This window comes from Microbacterium schleiferi, assembly GCF_015565955.1.
GTDB lineage: Bacteria > Actinomycetota > Actinomycetes > Actinomycetales > Microbacteriaceae > Microbacterium > Microbacterium schleiferi_A.
Window position 1 is genome coordinate 327,910 of record NZ_CP064760.1, and the last position, 21,312, is coordinate 349,221.

Below are 21,312 nucleotides of genomic sequence, written 5' to 3' on the forward strand. Positions count from 1 at the left end.
GTGCGACCCGGTGACCTGACCGAGCTTCTCGCGGGGGCGCGAGCCGAACTCGCTGATACTCCGCGGGAACTGCTCGGCGAGGTCGTGACGCCACGGATGCTCGGCATCCCGCGTTCGCCACGGGTCGCGCTCCGCGACGAGGTCTGGCACCTCGGTGTTCTGCTCCTCGGCGCCGAGGACCTGTACGCGACGGGTGAGGTCGTGCGCTCGCGCGAGCCGGCGCGGCGGGGATACACGGCGGAGTCCCAGCGCGCGCGGGCAGGGCTGGCAGAGGCCGCGTTTCGCGGCGGCATCCTGCCCGGAACCGCCGTGCACCTCGGGTGGCGCCGGCTCGATGTCTCGACGCTCGACGAACCGGCATCCGCGGATCTGCCGCTCGCTGTCATCGATGGGCAGCTCCGCGTGCGCTGGAGCGCCGCGGGGGGCTTCACGGATGCCGACAGCTACGTTCGCGAGCGGGTCGAGCTGCTTCGGCATCCGCCCCAGGGTGCCACCTGACCCCGTCTCCGGCACGCGGCGTCGCCCCACCACTCGCGGCGGCCCGTCGCCGAGGTCGGAGAAATCACCGAGGTAGGAGGATTCGGGGGTGAATCGTCCTGCCTTGCGGAGTTCGCCTGCGCCCGTGGGTGATGCCGCCGGATGCCGCGGATCAGGACCGGGAGGAACGGATGCTGCGCCCGCGCACGATGCCGATGAAGGTCTCCACCTCGGGGGTGGTCCGATCCTCGGGCCACGCGAGGGCGACCGTCGAGGTCGGGCCGTCCGTGAGAGGACGGTAGGTCACGTCCTTGCGGTGGTGCAGCCGCGCGAGTGACATGGGGACGATCAGGATGCCGACGCCGGTCGCGACCAGCTCGATGGCAGCCTTCGTCTCAGCCGGAGCCGCGAACGCGGGCTCCCGGGTGCCCGCAACGGGCCAACCAAGCACGTCATCGTCCGCCGTGATCAGCACCTCACCGGCAAGGTCGTCGGGCGACAGCTCCTCAGCCACCGTCAGCGCGGAGTCCGTGGACATGACGACCACCGGAACCTCGTCGTAGAGCGCGATCACGTGCAGGTGCGTCCTCTCGACCGGCAGGCGAATCAGAGCCGCGTCGGCCTGCCCTCCTAGGAGCGCCGATCGCTGATCGGTCGGGGCGATCTCAACCAGGTCGAGCCGCGTCCGCGGCATCCGCTCGCGCCACAGCGAGATCCACTTGCCCGGCGTCGCACCGGGAACGGCGCCCAGCCGGAAGACCTCGGCCGGTGGTGTCGCTGGAGGAGCGTCCTGTTTCCGGTTCGATCGGTCGCGCCTTCCCATGCCGTTCAGGGTATCTGGCGCTCGCGGGCATCGGGTGCTCGGCGTCCGGGCCGTTCGCCCTCGGGTTCGCTCCCGCCGTCGCGAACGACGGCTGCCGTCGCTGCCGCCTCAGGCGGCGAGTCGGAGGCCGCGACGGTCAGTAGCGACGCGTTCGTTCTCGCTGATGGTTTCGTCGTCGCCGAGCAGAGACCCGACGGCGACGCGCGCATGAGCGCCGATCACCGTCCGGATGCCGATCTTGGCGCCGGCGCCGATCGCTGCGCCGGGGCCGATGTGCGCGTGCGGCGCAACGATGACCTCCGGCCCGATCAGCGCGTCGGACTCGACCCACACGCCACGTCCGATGCGTGCGCCCGCGGCGATCTGAACTCCCGGTTCGACATACGCGCCAGCCTCAACGATCGCCGTCGGGTGCACTTTGGCCCCGTGCGCGATCAGTCCTCGGCCGTTGGCGTGCTTGCGATACCGCAGTGTCTCGCCGTGGTCGTTCTCGATGTCGACGTAGTTCTTGCCCACGATCTCCTCCACGGGGCCGTTCGGCCCCAGTACGATCCCCAACGCCGTGGTACGGAGATTCATTCCCCTGCATCCGTGTGCCGCTGATGAGTGCGTAGCGGCAATGGTGCCGGATCTCGGGTTCGTCGTCTCCCGGCTTGACAACTGTTCGGAACGGTTGCGATTTCGGATTGGCAGAGAATGGGAGGCATGCCAACCGACGATCTCGGCCACGCGCCCGATGCTGAACCGGCGACCCCGGAACAGCACGCACGTCCCGCCCCGGAGACCACGCCGACGCTCGTGTTCGACGAGCGTGCCACCGCCCACTCGCCCGCCGAGGATATCCTCGGCATCCTCACCGGCACGTTCACCGCGTCGCTCGGGCTCTACCTGCTGCAAGCATCCGAGGCCGTGACCGGTGGCACTGCCGGATTGTCCCTGTTGATCCAGTACGCATCCGGCCTGCCGTTTTGGATGCTGTTCCTCATCATCAATCTGCCGTTCGCTGCGCTCGCGGCCTGGCAGCGCGGCTGGAGCTTCACGATCCGCACCGCGATCGCGATCGCCATGGTCTCGAGCTGGTCGGTCGTGCATCACGCCCTGTTCCCGATCCAGGATCTGAACCCGATCTATGGGACTCTCGGAGGGAACCTGCTGGCGGGGGTCGGTCTGCTCATCCTGTTCCGGCACCGGGCGAGCCTGGGCGGCATCAACATCGTCGCGCTCATCGTGCAGGACCGGTGGGGGTTCCGAGCCGGATGGACCCAGATGATCTTCGACGTGATCATCGTGGCCGCGGCTCTGCTGGTGGTGCCGTGGCCCAACGTCGTGCTGAGCGCGCTCGGTGCCGTCGTGCTCAACCTGGTGCTGGCCATGAACCATCGTCCGGGCCGCTACATCGGGCACTGACCGATCTGCCCCGCGGCCGACGCGGGAGTCACGTCTGGCAGCGCGGGCACCAGAAGACGTTGCGCTCCCGCGTCGGGTCGGCGCCGAGCGAGCCCGATAGGATCGGCGTCCCGCATCGGCGACACGGCCTCCTCTCGCGGCCGTAGACCCACATCCGCTCACCGCGGCGGTCGACTCCCGTGAAGGTGCGCTCGACGCGGTCGCGGTTCGCGCGGATCATCCGCGTGCCGACCTCGAGCACGCCCCGCGCGTCGACGTCGGTTCCCGGCGTCTCGGGATGGATGCCGCGCACGAACAGCATCTCGTTGGCGTATACGTTCCCGAACCCGGCGACGTTGCGCTGGTCGAGGACAGCCACATGGATAGCTCGCGAGTCGGCGCCCACCCGCCGGGCCGCCTCGTCGAGGTTCCACGCGTCGCTCAGGGGGTCGGGTCCGAGGTATCCGACGAGCTCGCTCTCACGGTCGGTGGGAACCAGCGCGAGCTCGGCGAGGTCGAACCCGACGGCTTCGGCATCCGTCGTCGCGACTATTGCCCGCGCCCGAAAGGCGGGTGCCCGCCAGCGCTCACCCGGGCGGTAGAGGTGCCACTCGCCCTCCATCTTGAGGTGCGAGTGCAGCGTCCACGACCCGATCCGGGCCAGCAGGTGCTTCCCACGCGGGACAACACTGTGGACGGTCTCGCCCGTGAGGTCCATGGTCGCCAGCTGCGGCACCCGCAGGTCGAATCGCGTCACGGTTCCGCCGGCCAGCGCAGCATCCAGCATCCGTGCCGCCCGGAAGACGGTATCGCCCTCAGGCACGCGGCGACCCCGACGCTTTGCGCAGGGTGAGCCCGCGCGGGGTCTCGACGAAGCCTGCATCTCGCAGTGCTCGCGCGAACGCGGTGCCGTAGACAGGCTCGCCGTTGACCTGCTCGACGGTGAGGGTGTCGAGGTGTCGGACTCGCGCGGTCGCCGCGAGGTCGGCTGTCGCGGCCGTCACCACCGCGTCGTCGGCGCTGAAGACGAGGGCAGACTTGCCTCCGCGCTCGAGGTAGAGCGCGAGTTCGCCGTCGACGAGCGTCACGAGAGCTCCTGCCTTGCGGCCTGGCCGGTGGCCGACGCCGTCGATCGCCGGCCAGGCGAGCGCGGCGCCGTAGGCGTTCGCGGGGTCAGTGGCGGCGAGGGTGATCGCCGTCAGTGGTGCGGGGTCAGGAACGGCAGCGAACTCGCGCAGGCGGTCGACGGTCGCGGATGCCGCGAACTGGGCCCCGCCGAGCCTTTCGACGAGGTACCCGCGGCGACAGTGCCCGGCGCGCTCGGCATCCGCGAGGGTGCGGTACACCTGCGCGAACCCTCCGGGCACCGCCTCGCTCTGCACCGACCCGCGGGTGACGACGCCGTACCTGTCGAGCAGGATGCCTGCCGTCGCCGCCGCGCGGAGGGTGGGCTCCGGCTCGGCGTCCGGGAGGAGCGACCAGCGTCCGCTCGCTCCCGAACCTCCCGTGCTCGCGCGCGGGGCGGCCGCGGCAGGACGAGGGAGAGTCGCGGCGATGGATGACCCGCGGAACATCCGCGCGCGGGGGCGCGACGTGCGCTGCGATGCGCCTGCGATCCGCCCGAGAGCAGACCGCGCACGGGAGCGAACGTGTCGTTCGTGACCCGTCCCGCCCAGGTGAGGGCCCACAGCGACTCGACGACCGACTGCTCGTTCGCGGCATCCGTCAGAGCGCGCAGCTGCCCCGCGAAGTACGCCCCGCCGCCGGCGAGCGCGTCAAGGATGGCGGCCTCGAGCGAATCCGCGGCGATGTCGTCGCTCGCTCGGGTGGGAAGGCTCAGCGAGATGGTGTCAGCGGGGTGCAGCGCGATCCACCCGTCTCGCCCCGGGAGTGTCCCGTGCCCCGACCAGATGACCTCGCCGGTCGCGGTGAGCTCATCCAGGAGCGCGGGGCGATAGTCGCGCACGCGCCCCGGCAGGATGAGGGACTCCCAGGCGCTCGCAGGGACCGGAACGCCGGCCAGCTGTTCGATCGCGGCAAGCACGCCGTCGACGCCCTCGAGGGGCGCGTCAGGTGCTGCCAGGCGGGGAGGAAGCGGGCGAGCGCGGTTTGCGGCACCGGTTCGATGCTCCCGCGGATCGCGGCGAGTGAGCGCATCCGCAGGCGACGCAGCACTTCGGTGTCGCACCACTCGTTCTCACCGCCGTCGAGCGCGGACGACGCGGGCAGGAAGTATCCGCTCGTGATGCGGCCCTGCGCTTCGAGCCGCAGCAGAGTGAGCCGCGCGACGGCGCTGCCGATGCCGAGCCGCTCGGCGACGGCAGCCGTCGTGAAAGGCCCGTGCGTGCGGGCCTGACGGGCGACCAGGTCACCCAAGGGGTCAGCGACCGGTTCGAGGAACGCGACCGGAATGCCGACCGGGAGCGGAATACCGAGCGCATCGCGCAGACGGCCGGCATCCTCGATGGCGGCGACCCGGTCGACACCCGCGATCGTGACCTCGATCGCCCGGCGACTGGCCACGAGCGTCTCGAGGTGGGCCCTGGCCTCGGCGACAGTTGCCGCGGGGCCGGGGGACTCAGCCTCGGACGTTTCCCTCTCGGTGGCGGTACCGGATGCTGACACCAGTCGCTCGGCGGCCTCGGCCGCCGACAGTGGCCCGAGCAGGCGGAGCAGGTCGGCCACGCCCTCAAGACCACGGACTCGGCGGTCGGGCGCGACGTGCTGAGCCTCGGCTTCGAACTGCGCGATGACGTCGGGATCGAGGAGTTCCCGCATCTCGACGGTGCCGAGCAGTTCCGACAGCAGCGCCGGGTCGACGGCGAGGGCGGCGGCGCGGCGCTCGGCAAGCGGCGAGTCGCCTTCGTACATGAACGCGCCGACGTAGCCGAACAGCAGGTCGCGGGCGAACGGCGAGGGCTGCGGGGTCTCGACCTCGATGAGGCGGATGCGGCGGTCGGCGATCGAGCGGGTGATCCGAAGCAGCGCCGGCACGTCGTATACGTCCTGCAGCACTTCGCGCAGGGTCTCGAGGATCACGGGGAAGGTCGGATGCCGCCGCGCGACCTCGAGGAGTTGGGCGGCCCGCTGCCGCTGCTGCCAGAGCGGGCTGCGGCGGTTCGGGTTCATGCGCGGCATCAGGAGCGCCCGCGCGGCGCACTCGCGGAACCGCGATGCGAACAGCGCCGAACCGCCGACCTCCTGTGTGATGAGCGGCTCGAGCTCGTCGGCATCGAAGACGAACAGCTCGGCGCCGGGCGGTTCGCTCGTCGTGTCGGGAACCCGCGCGATGATGCCGTCGTCGCTCGCGACCGCAGACCCTTCGACGCCGAGCCGTTCCCGAATTCGCGCGTTGACCGCGAGAGCCCAGGGGGCGTGCACCTGCATTCCATACGGGGAATGCAGGATGACGCGCCAGTCGCCGACCTCGTCGCGGCCACGTTCGACGGTGAGGCTCCGATCGGTCGGAAGGGTACCGGTGGCTTCGCGCTGGTCGGCAAGGTACGCGAGCAGGTTGGTCTTCGCGTTCGGCTCGAGCCCGGCACCCGTGAGTCGCGCGTCAGCGACGGGGGCGCTGCGGCCGCGATCTCGCGGGTGAAGGCGCCGAGGGCCTCGCCGAGCTCAGCGGGGCGGCCGATCCCGTCGCCATGCCAGAACGGCACCCGCCCGGGCTGTCCGAACGCGGGAAGCACATTCACCCGATCGTGCGTGATCTCGACGATCCGCCAACTGGTGGTGCCCAGCGTGAAGACGTCGTTCACCCGCGACTCGTAGACCATCTCTTCGTCGAGCTCGCCGACGCGGGCGTTCTGGCTCTCGCCCGCCACGAACACGCCGAACATGCCGCGGTCGGGAATCGTGCCGCCGCTTGTGACGGCGATGCGTTGCGCGCCCGGGCGGCCGGTGAGGGTGCCGGCATCCCGGTCCCACACGACGCGGGGCCGGAGCTCGGCGAACTCGTCGGACGGGAAGCGGCCCGCTAGCAGGTCGAGGGTGGCCTCGAAAGCCGATCGCGGTAGTGCCCGAAACGGCGCGCTGCGCTTGACCGTCTCGAACCACTCCTCGACGTGGAGGGGTGCAAGCGCGGATGCTGCGACGGTCTGTTGCGCGAGGATGTCGAGCGGGTTCTGCGGCACCTGGATGGCCTCGATCTGGCCCGCCAGCATCCGTTCCGTGACGATCGCGGTGTGCAGCACATCCGAGCGATGCTTGGGGAACAGCGAGGCGCGGCTGATCTCGCCGACCTGGTGCCCGGCGCGGCCGATGCGCTGCAGGCCGGATGCCGCACTCGGCGGCGCCTCGACCTGAATGACGAGGTCCACGGCGCCCATGTCGATGCCCAGCTCCAGGCTGCTGGTGGCAACGACGCACCGCAGGATGCCGGCCTTGAGCTCTTCCTCCACGAGCGCCCGCTGCTCCTTGGAGACCGAGCCGTGGTGCGCCTTCGCGAGGACGGGCCCGGCCCCGGCAGTCTGTCCGCCCTGGGCGGGCATCGCGGCGGCGATGGCCGGCGGGGGAAGCTCCACCCCGAGCCGTTCGGCGTAGATCTCGTTGAGTCGCGCGGTCAGGCGCTCCGCCAGGCGCCGGGAGTTCGCGAAGACGATCGTTGACCGGTGTTCGAGGACGCGGTCGACGATCGCCTCTTCGACGTGTGGCCACACCGATCCGGTCATCTCGGTGTTCTCGGGGCGGGTCGCGCCGCCCCCGGACGGCGCGTACCAGTCCTCGCCTGATGCCGGCGTCGGCGGTGTGGCATCCGTCGACCGGCCGCCCGGGCCTCCGGTGCTGGATGTCGCGGCTGGCGGCGGGTTGAGCATGTCTTCGACCGGCACGGTGACGCGCATGTCGAAGGTCTTGGATGCCGGCGGCGCAACGATCTCAACGGGAGCAGCGCCGCCCAGGAACCGCGCGACTTCGTCGATCGGCCGCACGGTGGCTGACAGTCCGATGCGCTGCACCTGTGCCGCGTCCGGGTTCTCGGCGCGGATCATGGCGTCCAGGCGCTCGAGGCTCACCGCCAGGTGCGCGCCACGTTTGGTCGCGGCCACGGCGTGGACCTCATCGACGATCACCGTATGAACGCCGGTGAGCGTTCGACCTGCCTGGCTCGTGAGCATGAGGTAGAGCGACTCGGGCGTCGTGATCAGGATGTCGGGAGGCGAAGCAACGAGCTTGCGCCGCTCCGCCGAGGGCGTGTCGCCTGATCTCACGCCGACCGAGACTCCGGGGAGGGTGAGGCCGCGGCGCCGTGCTGCCTGATCGATACCGACCAGCGGCGAGCGGAGGTTTCGTTCGACGTCGACGCCGAGGGCCTTGAGCGGCGAGATGTAGAGGATGCGGGTGCCCGCGGCATCCTGCGAGCCTTCAGCCTTCTCGCGGAAGACCCGGTCTATGGCCCACAGGAACGCCGACAGCGTCTTGCCCGACCCGGTTGGGGCGACCACGAGCGCGTGCCGGCCAGCCGAGATCGCCTCCCACGCCCCGGCTTGGGCGGGCGTCGGTGCGGTGAAGGCGCCGCGGAACCAGTCCTGCGTGGCAGGACCGAACCTCTCGAGCACATCCGCCATCCCCCTATCTTCGCGCGCACCCCCGACATCCGGCCCCGTCGCGGATACTGCCGGTCGCGGATGTCGTGGATCTTGGTCGCGAAGTCCGCAGAGTCTGCCCTGAATCGCACCGGCGGGCCGGATTCTTGCGAACGTCGGCAGAAACTGCGGAGTTCGTTGCGGCGTTGACGCGGATGAACACCGTGCGCCGCGCAGGTGTCGCGATCGGCGTTCCCGCAACGCGGTAGCCGCCATCGACGTGAGCCGCCTGGTCCAGTACCGTGACGTTCCGAGCGAAGGAGCAGCCATGGCACTCGACCAGGTGGTACACGGACGACAGAACGACTTCCCAGCGCGGCACTCGGATCGCGGGCGTTTCACGTTCGCAAAGCACGTCGTCGTCCCCAAGGAGGGAACGCAACTTCAGGTGGCGTTCATGGAGATCCCCCGGGGCAGTCAGCCTTCCCCTATCACTGGCACGCGGGCATCACGGAGGCGTACGTCATCCTGTCGGGGACGGGTCGGGTGCGCACCCCGGACGCCGAGTTTGACGTCGGGCCGGGAGAGGTCGTCGTCTTTCCGCCCGGGCCGGCAGGCGCGCACCGCATCACTGCAACCGGGCCGGAGCCGCTGCGCTATGTCGACGTGGACACGACCGGCGACCCGGATGTGATCGGATACCCGGACTCCGGCAAGACGATGGCGTACACCAGGGCGCGACCGACCACGATTTTCCGTGACGTGGATGCTGTGGACTACTACGCAGGGGAGCCAGACGCGCAGTGAGCGCGTCGCGCCCTGCTGCGCGTCCATGGGCGCCGACACCATGCAAGTAGCCCGGGGCCGCGGCACGGCGGGCGACCCGACGGATGTGGGAGAGTGGCACGCGGAGGATCCCCATGCGCACCACCCCAACCGTCCTCGCCGCAGCCCTGATCGCCGCCATCCTGGTCGGCACGGGAGCCGGCCCCGCCCTTGCTGAACCGGGCTTAGGTCCCGGTGTCGGTGACCCGCCGCAGCCTTCGACCGAGGCGACCATCGTCGCGATGCGGCACCAGGGTGGTCTCTACGGTGCACAGGAGACAGCGATCACGGATCCGCAGACTCCATATCCAACGACGATCACCGGATCGGGGCGCACCGTCGAGACGGCGCAGATCGTGCTCAACGATCCCGAGTCGAGTAGCCCCGGCGACATCCTGACCTACTGCATCGACCTGGCCACCGAAACCGAGATCGGCGTGCACTACGAACTCGGGGACTGGACCTCGGCGAACGTGCCGAATCTCGACTACGTGACCTACATCCTCAACAACTACTACCCGGTCGTGTCCGGGATGCCAGCCCTGTCGACGGATGCCGAGAAGGTCGCCGCCGTCCAGGGCGCGATCTGGTACTTCACCGATCAATTCGTCGTGCCGCAGTTCGGCTATCCGGCGCAGCACGCGGCGATCCGCGACATCGTCCAGGCAACCCAGACGGCTCTGGCTGGCGGATCAACGCCCGCGCCGCCGCTGCCGACCCTCACGATCACACCCGACAGCGGAACTGTGCCCACGACCGGCGACATCGTCGGGCCCTTCGCCGTGGGCGGATCGGTGTCATCATCGACGATCTCGATCCGAGGACTCGATATGTTCTCGGATGCCGCCGGCACCGCGCCCGTCGCCGGTGGCGCCGCGGTGGCGCAGGGTTCCTCGCTGTGGGCCCGGTACGTGTCGACGGCCGCCGATGAGGGATTCACGCTCGAAACATCCCAGACCGTCGAGGCCGGCAACGTCTTCCTCTACGACGGGGAAACCCTGGCCGAAGCAGCGCGCAGAAGCTGATCCTCGCCGCTCAGGCGACGATTCCGATCCGTGCGGATGCCGCGATCTCACCGATGGCCGCCGGCTGGTTCGCTGTCGATGTCACGGTCGCCGGCGCCGCCGCGGGTCGACAGGGTGCTATCTCGGTGACGGCCCGCTGCGACGATGGCGCGACCGTCATCGAGGACTCCGGGACCCTGCCCGCGGGTGCTGCCGCCGGCACGACCCGCGTCGTGACGCTCTCGGCCGTTCCCGCCGGGGCGACATGCACCGCGAGCCAGACGGCTGACGGCCACACCGCGGATGCCGTGCTGGCCTCGACCACGATCGTCCCGGCATCCGTCGTCGCCGCTGCATCCTCGACAGTCTCGGTGACGGTGACCGACACCTTCGCCGCTCCGACCCCGACCCCCACCCCCACCCCGAGCCCCACGTCGACGCGGCTTCCCGACACGGGTGCCGCAGCCGCGCCATCCTGGGCGATGCCGGCCATTCTGCTCGTCGCGGGAGCGGCCCTGATCGTGGTCGACCACACCCGGCGGCGGGCGCGAGCGCGACGGTAGCCGCCCGCCGTGGCGAACTCCTCATGCTCGGCGTCAAACCACCGCTGGGAGGTCGGTGGACAGGCGTCCCACCGCTGATATTGAGGAGTTAGCTACGCCTGCCCCAGCGTGTTAGCGACGCTCGCCCCGGGCTAGTCGACCTCGGCGGCTGGCGCCTTCCCTGACGCCGCCGCGAGATCGGCGACGAACTCGAGTTTGTCGAGCACCGGGGTCGACAGCACGAACGGGTAGAGATCCTCGGACCCCATCGACCGATTCATCATGTTCAGCGCGGTTGACAGCGGCATCCACGTCTTGGTGATCCGCTCCCGGAACGACGCGGTCGGAGCGGGCCGCAGGAGGTCGAACTGCTCAGCGGTCTGGATGCTGTCACTGATGTGCAGGTAATGGGCCCAGGTCTCGGCGAAGTCCTCCCACGGGTGCATGGTCGCGTACTGCGAGATGTAGTGCTGCTGCCAGTCCGCGGGAGCACCCTCGGCATAGTGCCGGTCGATCGCGGCCTGGTAGTCCTCGGTCTCGTCGCCGAAGAGGTCCCGCGCGCGGGCGCGGGTCTCGTCATCCGTGATGAGAAACGCCTCGTAGTAGTGCCCGACCTCGTGCCGGAAGTGCCCGAGCATCGTGCGGTACGGCTCGTCAAGCATCGCCCGGACCTTCTCGCGGTGCGCGTCCTCGGCCTCGGCGAGGTCGATCGTCACGATGCCGTCGGCGTGTCCGATCGTCACCGGCTCGGCGACGCTGGAGAGCAGGTCGAACGCGACGCCGCGCGGGTCGTCGGTGCGGTCGAGAATCGGGATGCCGAGTTCATCCAGTTCCGCGATGAGGTGCCGCTTGGCGCGCTCGGCGGGGGCGTAGTTCGAGATGCCCTCGAGGTCGGCGTCGTTGGGTCTGGTCCGGGTCAGGCCACAGCTGAAGCACAGCCCGCCGGCCTCGGTCGTGAGCCAGGTGCAGCCCGACAGCCCGAGGTTCGCGCACACGTGCCACACCGTGCCCTCGGCATCCGTGTACGTGCGATCGTCGGTGTCGATCGGCACGATGTCGCGCTCTGTCCGGGAGTAGCCGAGCGGTGTCTTGCACGAGACGCAGACGGAGTTCTCGAAGAACAGGCGGTTCCCGCAGACGCGGCAGGTGTAGGACCTCACGGGCGAATCCTCGCACACGAACTCGCCGTGCAGCGGGGGCTTGCGCTCGGGCCGATTCGCGTTCCGGTCGTGGTCGCAACGGCGCAGGGATTCTGCGACCCGCCGAGCGGATGGGCCGGCGGGCGGCGTGTTGCCTCACGGATGCGCCGTTGCGACCGGCCGGGAGTCGAGACGTCTCCGGGACGGATGAGCCGCGACCGGGCGGGAGCCCCAGCACCTCAGGACGGGTCAGGATGCCGGTGCCGGGGCGACATCGACCGAGACGCGCAGGGTCGAGCGCTTCGCGGTAGTGAAGATGATCCCCTTGACGGGGGAGACGTCTCCGTAGTCCCGCCCCAGGCGACCGTGACATATCGGTCGTTCGCCCACTGGTCGTTGGTCGGGTCAATCGCGAGCCACTCGTCCGATCCGGGCAGCCAGACCGCGAGCCACGCGTGCGAGGCGTCGGCTCCGACGATCCGTTCCCGGCCCGGAGGTGGCTGGGTGGCGAGGTACCCGCTGACGTAGCGCGCGGCGACGCCGTGGCTTCGCAAACACGCGAGGGCGAGGTGCGCGAAGTCCTGGCAGACCCCGGCGCGGGTCCGCAACACCTCGGCGACCGAGCTCGTGACGGTCGTCGCCGTCTTGTCGTAGTCGAAGTCGGCCTTGATGCGGTGCATGAGGTCGGTGGCAGCTTCCCCGATCGACCGTCCCGGCGTCAAGGTTGCCGCGGCGTACGTGTGAGCTTCGGCGACGTGCTCGGCCTTCGGGGAGGCGACGGCGAACTCGGCAGCCGACCAGGCACCCGGGGTGTCCGGTGTGTGGAGCGGGCGCGACAGCTCCCACGGTAGGGCCAGGGCTGCGTCGTCGTAGCGGGGGGAGTCGACGGTGACATCCGTGCGCGCGTCCACGATGAGGCGCTGGTGGGGCGCCGTGACGTGGAAGTAGGTCACGACGTTGCCGAAGGCGTCGCGCTCGTGGCTGACGTCGTTCGGTTCCGGATCGATCGTCACGTCGTGGGAGGCGATCTGCTGCCACGCGACCGGGCGCGGGGCGACGTGGGCGAGGCCGAGACTGTTGCGCACGTCCTCGCTGTACTCGTAGACCGTGCGATGCGAGACGAGGTACTTCATGCGGCGGCTCGCTCGGCAGTTCCCGTCACGAGAGTGCTCCGGTGAGCTCGGTCAGCGACAGTGATGCATAGGTCTGCAGGGGTGGCCCCGCCGAGAAGTGCAGCGCTTCGATGGCGCGGGCGATCTCGCGAAGCTGCGCGTCGGCATCCGTGAGCGTGTCGTGCAGCATCGAGCGACGGTCGTCGATGGCCATGGCAAGGTCCGCGACCTGGACCTCCTCGAGCTGCGCTTCGAGTTGGTCGAGGAGCCGCTCGGGACGGGTCGACCCGGTCGACAGAGGCTGGGCTGCCAGGTGCTCCCGGATGCGGGTGACGGCGAATCGGAGCGAGCGCGGGTTCTCGGCGTCGCGGACCAGCAGGTCGATCACGCCACTCGCGTAGAGCCCACCGCGGTACCGGCGTCGGTGCGTCACGACGCTCTCGCTCGCGCGCAGCACCGCTTCGAGCACTTCTTGTTCGACCTCCCCGACGAGGCGGTCGACCATCGTCGCGCGCAACAGGATGCCGACCTGCAGCGCCCGTTCGATGGCCCGGCCGGTCTCGATCATGTGCCAGCCGGCATCGCGGATCATGTTCGCCGACGTGCCCTGCAGCGCGAGAAGCGCCGTGAGCATCTGACCCGCGGACTCGCCGATCCCGTGGGCGTGCGGGGTGATCCGGAGGGAGGAGCCCGCCCGGTCGGTGGCAGCGAACACCCGCCAGGTGTCGGCCGAGAGCTGATCGCGCACGCCCTCCAGGGTTGTGCGCAGCCGCGACAGCGAGTGGGCTACCGATCCCGGCCGGACGCCGTCGAGAAGCACCGACCGGAACTCGGCGTCGAGGTCCAGCCACCGGGTCCCGCACAGGCGCTGCACGGCGCCGACGAGAACCTGGGTGCTTTGCGCTGCGGTCAGCCCCGGCGCGGTGAGCTGATCGGCATCCGATCGGATCGCGAGCACGAGCCGCAACAGGTCCTCGGCGCGCTCGGCGTAGCGGCCCGACCAGAACAGGTCATCGAGTGCGCGCGGGGCGACCTCGGGCACCGACTGGACGACGGTGACCGTTGTCGCGTCTGGCAGGCCCTGGTCGAGATCGGCCGGATCGGCCTTGAGAACCCAGACGTCTTTCGACGCCGTCGGCAGCGTGCCGTCGGCCACGGCGGTAGCGAGCCCCCCGATGAGCGGTCGATAGGTCGACTGGTGCCGCAGCGTGAAGGTGCGAAGAACCACCGGTCTCGCGTCCACGGCGGCTGGCGCGCGCCACGTCGGCGCCTGCGAGAGCGGGAGGAGCTCTTGCACGGCGAAGCGGTGGGGGCTCTGGCGGATGCGGTCGACCAGCCCCGCGGGGTCGGATGCCTCGAGCGGGGTCCGCGACCCGTCGATGGTGCGCACGACGAGTGTCGGGTCGGCACCGAGCAGGCGGGGGGTCACCTGATCGAGCGCGTCAGGATCGCCGCACCACCAGGTCGGCGTTGAGTCGAGCCGCAACTGCTCACCCAGGAGTCGTTCGCACAGCGCGGGAAGAAACGGGAGCAGTGCGGGATTTTCGAGGACGCCGGCGCCGAGGCCGTTGACCAGGCGCACCCCGCCGCGGCGGACAGCCTCGGTCAGTCCCGCGACGCCGAGCTGTGAGTTGCCGCGCAGCTCGAGGGGTCGCACCATTCGGCATCCACGCGACGCAGGATGACGTCGACGCGGTCGCGGGGTGTCGTCTCAGGCCAGCCCGCGGGCTTCATCCACACCTTCCCGTCGCGCACGACGAGATCGGCTCCCTGCACGAGGGGGAAGCCCAGCATGCCTGCCAGGAAGGCCTGGTCGTAGGCGGTTTCCGAGAGGGCGCCGGGGCTGAGCACGACGACGCGCGCGTCGGGCCGGGCGTCCGGAGCCGCAGCGACGAGCGCTTCGCGCAGGGCATCGAAGTAGGGTTCGATGCGGTGCAGGGCAGCGCCGTGGAACAGCTCGGGAACGACCTGCGAGACGATGCGGCGGTTCTCCATCGCGTACCCGAGCCCCGACGGGGCCTGCACGCGGTCGGAGATCACGCGCCACTCGCCGTCGCCGTCGCGTCCGAGGTCGGTGGCGCTGAACAGCAGCGGGTGCGGGTCAGTGGCTCCGGTCCCGGCCACGGCGCGGATGTAGCCGGCATGCCCCAGCACGGTGGCGGGCGGCAGAATCCCCTCGCGCAGCATCCGGCGCTCGCCGTAGACATCGACCAGGAGGGCGTTGAGGAGTTCGGCGCGCTGGGCGAGCCCGACATCGAGCTTCGCCCAGGCGGTGCTGTCGAGCACGAGAGGGACCGGGTCCAGGCGCCACGGCTCCGGGTCTGCGTCGGCAGGGTTGTAGGTCACGCCCTCGTCGGCCAGGAGCATCGAGACTTCACGGTTCAGTCGCGACAGGTCCTCGATCGTGAGGGTGAGCGCCCCCGGGGCCATCGCTCGCCATGCCGGGCGCAGCGTTCCGTCGGGGGCGATGACCTCGTCGAAGCGCGCCGACGATCCCCGGGGTGAAGCGAAGGGCAGCGTGGGTTGGGTGACCGCGGCGGCGTAGTCGCGGAGGACGCTCACGCAGGGGCGGTCCTGCGCAGGTCGAGGGTGTGGGGGTAGTCGGAGGATGCCGCATGGCGGCCGCGCTCGCGGAGAGCTCCCACGTCGACGCGGCCGGGGGTGTGACCGTGTGTGTCGAAGCGGCTCGCGCGCCGCGCCTCGGCTTCGAAGGCGTTGACCGGCGGGTGCTCGTAGGCGCGTCCGCCGGGATGAACGACGTGGTACGTGGCGCCGCCGAGGCTCGCTTCGGAGTGGGTGTCGATGACGTCGAAGGTCAGCGGCGAGTGCACCTCGATCGAGGGATGCAGCGCCGACCACGGCTGCCAGGCGCGATAGCGCACGCCCGCATAGTACTCGCCGAGCGTGCCGGTCGATGTGAGAGGCACAGGTACACCATTGCACGTCACGAGGTGTCGGCGCTCGTCGATGCCGCGCACAGTGACCTGCATCCGCTCCACCGAGGAGTCGACGTAGCGGGCAGTTCCCGACCCGGTGGCCTCCTCACCGAGCACGTGCCACGGTTCGATCGCCTGGCGCAGTTCGAGCTCGATGCGGGCTCCGGGGGCAGAGATCCTCGTGAGCCCGACGCGGGGGAAGCGGAACTCCGCGAACGCGTCGAGCCAGGTCTGTTCGAACGGGATGCCGGCGCGATTCAGGTCGTCGACGACGCTCTCGATATCCAGCAGCGTCCCGTGCGGGAGGAGGAATTCGTCGTGCAGTCGCGTTCCCCACCGGACGAGGGGCTCGTCGTAGGGCGTGTCCCAGAACCAGGAGATGATGCTTCGCACCAGCAGCGCCTGGACGAGCGCGAGCTCCGGATGCGGCGGCATCTCGAATCCGCGCAGCTCGAGCAGTCCGAGCCTGCCCCGACTGGAATCCGGGCTGTAGAGCTTGTCGATGCAGAACTCGGCCCGGTGCGTGTTGCCGGTCAGGTCGGTGAGCAGGTGTCGCAGCGCCCGGTCGACGATCCAGGGTCGCGTCGCGCCCCCGGATGCCGCAGCCTCGGCATCCAGTCGGCGAAGCTCCCGCAGTGCGACCTCCATCTCGTACACCGCCTCCGGCCGGCCCTCGTCGAAGCGGGGAGCCTGGCTGGTCGGGCCGATGAACCGGCCCGAGAAGAGGTAGGACAGGCTCGGGTGGCGCTGCCAGTAGGCGATGAGGCTCGCGAGCAGGTCGGGTCGGCGTAGCAGCGGCGAATCGATCGGCTGGATGCCGCCGATCGTGATGTGGTTGCCGCCGCCAGTGCCGGTGTGCAGTCCGTCGAGATCGAACTTCTCGGTGGACAGGCGGCTGCTCCGGGCCAGGTCGTACAGCGTCGTGGTCAGCTCGCGCTGCTGCGCCCACGACGAGACCGGCTGCACGTTCACTTCGATCACGCCGGGGTCGGGCGTGACGACGAGTTGCTCGAGGCGGGTGTCAGGCGGCGCCGAGTATCCCTCGATCACGAGCCGGATGCCGGTGGCCGCCGCTGCCTGCTCGAGGACGTGCAGCAGGTCGGTGTAGTCCTCCAGATGCGCGACGGGCGGCAGGAAGACGTGCACCTGACCGTCCCGGGCCTCGAACGCGATGGCGGTCGTCGGGGTGGCGGCGACCCCCTGCAGTGACACGTCCGGCACGGCCGGCTCGCGCAGCGGCGACTCCTCGAGGTACGACGGCTCCGCGGTCAGGTCCGGTGGCGCCCACGACACCGAATCCAGCGGCAGACGCAGGCCGATGGGGCTCGTTCCGGGGCTGAGCACGAGGCGACCCCGGCGGAATGTCCAGACGGGGCTCGTCCAGTGCCCGTCGGTCGTGAGGGGCAGGACCCAGCCGGTCGGGGTGTCGATGTCGCGGTCGAGGGCGGCCAGGTCGTGCTCGTCGAACCCTTCGACGTCGGTGGGCTCGCCGACGGGCTTGCGCACCTCGGCAGCCAGCGCAGCCAGCGGGTCTTCGTAGGCGGGCAGGAGCCGGCTGTTCGGGATGCCGAGGGTCTGCGTCACCCGGCGAGCCAGCGCCTCGGCATCCGCGTCCGCGCCGCGGCGCGGCTCGTCCGACCACGGGTCGGCGAACAGCGCGGGATCCTGCCACAGAGCTACCCCGTCCTTGCGCCACTGCAGCGCGATGTTCCAGCGGGGAAGCGGCTCGCCTGGGTACCACTTGCCCTGGCCGCGGTGCACGATGCCGCCGCCGGCGTACCGCTCGCGGAGCTTTTCAGCGAGGGTGTCGGCAAGCTCGCGTTTGTGCTCGCCGTCGGCGTCCGTGTTCCAGTCGGGAGCCGTCGCGTCATCCACCGAGACGAACGTCGGCTCCCCGCCCATCGTGAGGCGCACGTCGGCAGCCGTGAGTCGTTCGTCGATGCTCTGCCCGAGGCCGTCGATTCGCCGCCACTGGGCGTCGGTGTAGGGGCGGGTCGTGCGGGGATCCTCGTGGATGCGACGCACCTCGTTGTGGAACGAGAACTCCACCTCGACGGCCTCCGTCGCCCCGAGATCGGGGCAGCCGAGGACGGTTCGGGCGTCGCGCTGAGGGGGATGTGCCCTTCACCGGCGAACAGGCCACTCGTGGCATCCAGTCCGATCCAGCCCGCTCCGGGAACGTAGACCTCGGCCCAGGCGTGCAGGTCGGTGAAGTCGGCGGCAGGGCCGCTCGGGCCGTCGAGGGACTCCTGGTCGGGCGCGAGCTGAATGAGGTAGCCCGAGACGAAGCGCGCGGCCAGCCCATACTGGCGCAGCAGGCTCACGAGCAACCAGGCGCTGTCGCGGCACGAGCCGATGCCGCTACGCAGCGTGTGGTTCGGGGTCTGCACCCCCGCTTCCATCCGCACGCTGTACGCGACCCGCTGCTGCACGGCGCGGTTGAGCTCGGCGAGGAATGTGACGGTGGGGACGCCGTCCTCCGGGACCGGCGGCAGGGTCTCCCGCCACTTCTGGGCGCGGCCGCTGCCGGCGACAGGCCGCAGGTACGGGGCGAGATCGGATGCCAGGTCGGGGTGGTACGCGAAGGGGAACCGCTCTGCGTACTCCTCGATGAAGAAATCGAGCGGGTTGATCACCATCATGTCGGCGACCAAGCCCACCGTGATCTCGAGGCGGTCGACCTTCTCGGGGAAGACGAGGCGGGCCACCCAGTTGCCGAACGGGTCCTGCTGCCAGTTGACGAAGTGGTTCTTCGGGCTGACCTCAAGCGAGTACGCCTCGATGGGGGTTCGCGAGTGCGGGGCCGGCCTCAGCCGAACGAGGTGCGGAGCGACCGAGATGGGCCGGGCGAACTCGTACGCAGTGCGGTGCTCGAGAGCCACCTTGATCGACATGCACACAGCGTGGCGCAGAACTGTTGCGTGCGGGTTACGGTTTGCCGACCAGTCGGACCGGGCCTCACGCCGCCGTTTCGTCGCTCAGCGCGTCCCGAACGCAGGATGAACAGGGTCTTCCCGTGTCCCTGCCGCCGCATCGGGTCATCTGGTCCTGCGAACGGTCCCTATCCGTCCGACGGAATGATGATCCAGAGCAGGATGTAGATCCACAGCGAGAGACCCGCGAAGATGACGGCGGCGACCGTGAGGACCCGCACGAGGGTCCGGTCCCAGCCGAAGCGGTCGGCGACGGCGGCGCACACGCCGGCGATCAGGCGGCCCTGTCGGGGTCTGATGAGTTGATTCATGAGCCCATTGTCGAACGGAGGGCCCGGCGCTCGCGCGGGGGATGACCGCCGTCTTCGGGAAGGCTGACCCTCAGAGCGCGGCGAGCTGCGCGTCCAGGAACTCGCGGACATCGGCGAGTTCCTGCTCCGAGACGCTGTGCGTCAGTCCCGGGTATGCGCCGCCCGAGAGGGTGGCGTGGCCGGGCAGCCACTGCATCGTGTGTTCCACGAGCGCCGGGGGATGACGTCATCGTGCGTCCCGCGACCCCAGAAGACGGGCGGTGTGCGCTCGGCCATCGCGGCGTCGCCCTCGAGATCGCCGGGAGCGACGTAGCCGCTGAGGTTGACGGCGAACGCGAACCGGTGCGGCTCCAGGCGCAGGGCCTGCATCGAGACCGCCGCACCCTGCGAGAAGCCGAGAAGCCCCACGGGGTCGTCCCCGGGCAGCGTGTCGATCCACTCGATGAGGCGACGGGCGGCATCCGTCACCCGTGACGGGTCGCGGCCATCCAGTCCTTCAATCGGGTACCAGGAGTACCCCGGGGCCGGCCACGGCGGTGTGAGCGGTGCGCGGACCGCGGCGACCGTGATTCCGACGGGAAGGTAGGGTCGCAGCCCGAACAGGTCGCGTTCGTCGGATCCGTAGCCGTGCAGCAGCACGAGCAGCGGCCTCCCCACGCGGTCTTCGGGGTCCTCAGACCAGAGCACCGCATCCCCGGACAGTGCCGGCGTGTCGATCTGGCTCATGGCCTCAGGGTATACAAGAGACATGCCGGTACGGACCCCAGACCCCGACCCCAACGAGCGCGACGACGAGGGCACGCCGGGCGATCCGCTCGGCGGGATCGGCGCCTCGTTCGGCCGCTCGGACCGCCCCGTGGGTGACGGATCCTTCGGATCGCCCACCCCGGAAGCGCGTCGAACCCGGGCTGGCTCACCGATATCGAATTGGCTGAAGCCCGCCGCCGCCTGCCCATGCTCTACGTCGAGGCGCTCCCGGTTCGAACCGACGGCGTGGGCCTTGTCACCGAGGTCGGCATCCTGCTGCGCGCGACACCGCTCGGTGAGATCACCCGCTCGCTCGTCTCGGGGCGCGTGCGCTACGGCGAGACCGTGCGCGATGCGTTGTTCCGTCACCTCGAGAACGACCTCGGACCGATGGCGTTCCCGCTGCTGCCGCCGCAGCCGGTTCCATTCACGGTCGCCGAGTACTTCCCGATTCCCGGCGTCAGTCCCTTCTTCGACGACCGCCAGCACGCGGTGTCGCTCGCTTTCGTCGTGCCCGTCACCGGCACGTGCGAGCCCCGTCAGGACGCGCTCGAGGTCACCTGGATGCCGCCCGAGGAAGCAGCATCCGACTCGCTGGCCGCTGAGATGGAAGGCGGGCGGGGAACACTCGTACGCCTCGCGCTCGCGAGCGTCGGCGCGCTGCGCTGATCCGGATTCCTATGCCCGCCAATCTTCAGATGGTCGAGTACGCGATCGGCCTGCCGATTGCGTTGCTCTTCTCGTACCTCGTTGCGCTCGCGATGCGGCGGGTCTTTCGCGAGCGGCTCCCGCTGTCGCTGCCCGTCATGATCCTCACGTCGATCTTGGGGACAGCGATCGGGTTGTTCGTCGCGGGCTGGTTCATCCCGGGGCTGCGGTTGTGGGAGCCGCTGACCCTCCTGATCGCCTTCGGGTCCAGCATCCTCGTCACCTTTCTGGTCTCGGGCCTGTTCGCCGGCCTTCGCCGCGATCCCGGTGATGTCGATGTCGCGGCACTGTTGGCCGCGGGTGAATCCGACCGCGTCGAACTCAAAGAGACCGCCCGCTGGAATGTGCGGGAGGGCAAGAAGGATCCGCGGATGGAGCAGGTGATCGCCAAGACTGTCGCTGCATTCCTCAACAGCGGAGGCGGAACGCTCGTGGTCGGCGCCAACGACGACGGTGAAGCGCTGGGGCTGGAGCGCGATCTCGCGACCCTTCGGGTTCCGGACGCTGACCGCTTCGAGCTGTGGTTGCGCGACATGCTCTCGACCCTTCTCGGCCGCAACGCCGCAGCGCTGCCGATCGTTCGGTTCCCCACCGCACCGAACGGAAACATGGTGTGCGCGATCGTGTGCCCGCCCTCGCCGCGGCCCGTTTTTGTGACGCACGCCAAGGACGGCGCCTCGACGGAACTGTGGGTTCGGGTGGGCAATTCGACGCGCTCGTTCGCCGTGGACGAGGCCGTCGAGTACGTCGCGCGCCACTGGGGCGGGCGCCGCGTGCGGTCGCGCTCGGGCGATACCAAGCATCCGGCTACCTGATCGTCATCTGAGCGCGGTATCGTGTGTGC

At 70.0% G+C, this 21,312-nt stretch carries 13 protein-coding genes and 6 pseudogenes; 7 read left to right on the forward strand and 12 right to left on the reverse strand.

Features of this window, described 5'->3' with window-relative positions:
* On the forward strand, positions 1 to 498 hold the full coding sequence (locus IT882_RS01620) for a glutaminase (protein ID WP_229382233.1): 498 nt from the start codon (positions 1 to 3) through the stop codon (positions 496 to 498).
* Between the two features lie 151 nt (positions 499 to 649).
* On the opposite strand, the gene IT882_RS01625 is transcribed toward IT882_RS01620, so the two are convergent.
* Positions 650 to 1,300, reverse strand: a complete 651-nt coding sequence (locus IT882_RS01625; protein WP_195692895.1) for a LysR family substrate-binding domain-containing protein — start codon at positions 1,298 to 1,300, stop codon at positions 650 to 652.
* Between the two features lie 108 nt (positions 1,301 to 1,408).
* Entirely contained in the window at positions 1,409 to 1,816 is a 408-nt protein-coding gene (locus IT882_RS01630; RefSeq protein WP_195693990.1) for a transferase, read from the reverse strand.
* 189 nt (positions 1,817 to 2,005) lie between these two features.
* Between IT882_RS01630 and IT882_RS01635 the strand changes: the two genes are divergently transcribed.
* Positions 2,006 to 2,707 carry a YitT family protein gene (locus IT882_RS01635; RefSeq protein ID WP_195692896.1) on the forward strand — a complete coding sequence of 234 codons (702 nt, stop codon included), beginning with the start codon at positions 2,006 to 2,008 and terminating at the stop codon, positions 2,705 to 2,707.
* 28 nt (positions 2,708 to 2,735) lie between these two features.
* On the opposite strand, the gene IT882_RS01640 is transcribed toward IT882_RS01635, so the two are convergent.
* Both IT882_RS01640 and IT882_RS01645 read right to left on the reverse strand, forming a co-directional pair.
* Positions 2,736 to 3,509 carry an Fpg/Nei family DNA glycosylase gene (locus tag IT882_RS01640; RefSeq protein WP_195692897.1) on the reverse strand — a complete coding sequence of 258 codons (774 nt, stop codon included), beginning with the start codon at positions 3,507 to 3,509 and terminating at the stop codon, positions 2,736 to 2,738.
* Positions 3,502 to 8,253, reverse strand: a pseudogene (locus tag IT882_RS01645) (ATP-dependent helicase). The gene IT882_RS01640 and the pseudogene IT882_RS01645 overlap by 8 nt, the downstream one beginning before the upstream one ends.
* A 435-nt stretch (positions 8,254 to 8,688) precedes the next feature.
* Between IT882_RS01645 and IT882_RS01650 the strand changes: the two are divergent.
* The 3 genes and pseudogenes from IT882_RS01650 to IT882_RS01660 form a co-directional block, all read left to right on the forward strand.
* Positions 8,689 to 9,018 (forward strand): annotated as a pseudogene (locus tag IT882_RS01650) (cupin domain-containing protein); the annotation flags it as partial.
* Positions 9,019 to 9,131: 113 nt separating this feature from the next.
* The gene (locus tag IT882_RS01655; RefSeq protein ID WP_195692898.1) at positions 9,132 to 10,061 is read left to right on the forward strand and encodes a thioester domain-containing protein; all 930 of its coding nucleotides are present in this window, start codon (positions 9,132 to 9,134) and stop codon (positions 10,059 to 10,061) included.
* A gap of 53 nt (positions 10,062 to 10,114) precedes the next feature.
* Positions 10,115 to 10,603 carry a DUF5979 domain-containing protein gene (locus tag IT882_RS01660; protein ID WP_195692899.1) on the forward strand — a complete coding sequence of 163 codons (489 nt, stop codon included), beginning with the start codon at positions 10,115 to 10,117 and terminating at the stop codon, positions 10,601 to 10,603.
* A 131-nt stretch (positions 10,604 to 10,734) separates the two neighbouring features.
* Here the strand turns inward: IT882_RS01660 and IT882_RS01665 are convergent, their stop codons facing one another.
* The 8 genes and pseudogenes from IT882_RS01665 to IT882_RS01690 form a co-directional block, all read right to left on the reverse strand.
* The gene (locus tag IT882_RS01665) at positions 10,735 to 11,742 is read right to left on the reverse strand and encodes a zinc-binding metallopeptidase family protein (protein WP_195692900.1); all 1,008 of its coding nucleotides are present in this window, start codon (positions 11,740 to 11,742) and stop codon (positions 10,735 to 10,737) included.
* A gap of 218 nt (positions 11,743 to 11,960) precedes the next feature.
* Entirely contained in the window at positions 11,961 to 12,854 is an 894-nt protein-coding gene (locus tag IT882_RS01670) for a transglutaminase family protein (RefSeq protein WP_229382235.1), read from the reverse strand.
* A gap of 25 nt (positions 12,855 to 12,879) precedes the next feature.
* Positions 12,880 to 14,076: an alpha-E domain-containing protein gene (locus tag IT882_RS16175; RefSeq protein ID WP_418887802.1), complete on the reverse strand. Its 1,197-nt coding sequence runs from the start codon at positions 14,074 to 14,076 to the stop codon at positions 12,880 to 12,882.
* Positions 14,056 to 15,263 (reverse strand): annotated as a pseudogene (locus tag IT882_RS16180) (circularly permuted type 2 ATP-grasp protein); the annotation flags it as partial. The gene IT882_RS16175 and the pseudogene IT882_RS16180, both read right to left, overlap by 21 nt.
* Positions 15,264 to 15,391: 128 nt before the next feature.
* Positions 15,392 to 17,818 (reverse strand): transglutaminase family protein, encoded by a 2,427-nt coding sequence (locus tag IT882_RS01680; RefSeq protein ID WP_324253908.1) that lies wholly within the window; start codon positions 17,816 to 17,818, stop codon positions 15,392 to 15,394.
* 158 nt (positions 17,819 to 17,976) lie between these two features.
* A pseudogene (locus IT882_RS16185) lies at positions 17,977 to 18,663 on the reverse strand (transglutaminase family protein); the annotation flags it as partial.
* A gap of 167 nt (positions 18,664 to 18,830) precedes the next feature.
* Positions 18,831 to 19,013 (reverse strand): PspC domain-containing protein, encoded by a 183-nt coding sequence (locus IT882_RS01685; RefSeq protein ID WP_195692901.1) that lies wholly within the window; start codon positions 19,011 to 19,013, stop codon positions 18,831 to 18,833.
* Positions 19,014 to 19,083: 70 nt separating this feature from the next.
* Positions 19,084 to 19,739 (reverse strand): annotated as a pseudogene (locus IT882_RS01690) (alpha/beta hydrolase).
* A gap of 22 nt (positions 19,740 to 19,761) precedes the next feature.
* Here IT882_RS01690 and IT882_RS01695 point away from each other — a divergent pair.
* Together IT882_RS01695 and IT882_RS01700 are read left to right on the forward strand one after the other, a co-directional pair.
* Positions 19,762 to 20,429, forward strand: a pseudogene (locus tag IT882_RS01695) (NUDIX hydrolase family protein).
* An 11-nt stretch (positions 20,430 to 20,440) separates the two neighbouring features.
* Positions 20,441 to 21,283 carry a helix-turn-helix domain-containing protein gene (locus tag IT882_RS01700; protein WP_229382239.1) on the forward strand — a complete coding sequence of 281 codons (843 nt, stop codon included), beginning with the start codon at positions 20,441 to 20,443 and terminating at the stop codon, positions 21,281 to 21,283.
* Positions 21,284 to 21,312: the final 29 nt, after the last annotated feature.

Excerpts from the sequence above, each read along its gene's own strand:
- IT882_RS01685 (WP_195692901.1), bottom strand. The coding sequence starts at position 19,013 with ATGAATCAACTCATCAGACCCCGACAGGGCCGCCTGATCGCCGGCGTG.
- IT882_RS01700 (WP_229382239.1), top strand. The coding sequence starts at position 20,441 with ATGCCCGCCAATCTTCAGATGGTCGAGTACGCGATCGGCCTGCCGATT.
- IT882_RS01635 (WP_195692896.1), top strand. The coding sequence starts at position 2,006 with ATGCCAACCGACGATCTCGGCCACGCGCCCGATGCTGAACCGGCGACC.
- IT882_RS01670 (WP_229382235.1), bottom strand. The coding sequence starts at position 12,854 with ATGAAGTACCTCGTCTCGCATCGCACGGTCTACGAGTACAGCGAGGAC.
- IT882_RS01660 (WP_195692899.1), top strand. The coding sequence starts at position 10,115 with ATGGCCGCCGGCTGGTTCGCTGTCGATGTCACGGTCGCCGGCGCCGCC.
- IT882_RS01625 (WP_195692895.1), bottom strand. The coding sequence starts at position 1,300 with ATGGGAAGGCGCGACCGATCGAACCGGAAACAGGACGCTCCTCCAGCG.
- IT882_RS01655 (WP_195692898.1), top strand. The coding sequence starts at position 9,132 with ATGCGCACCACCCCAACCGTCCTCGCCGCAGCCCTGATCGCCGCCATC.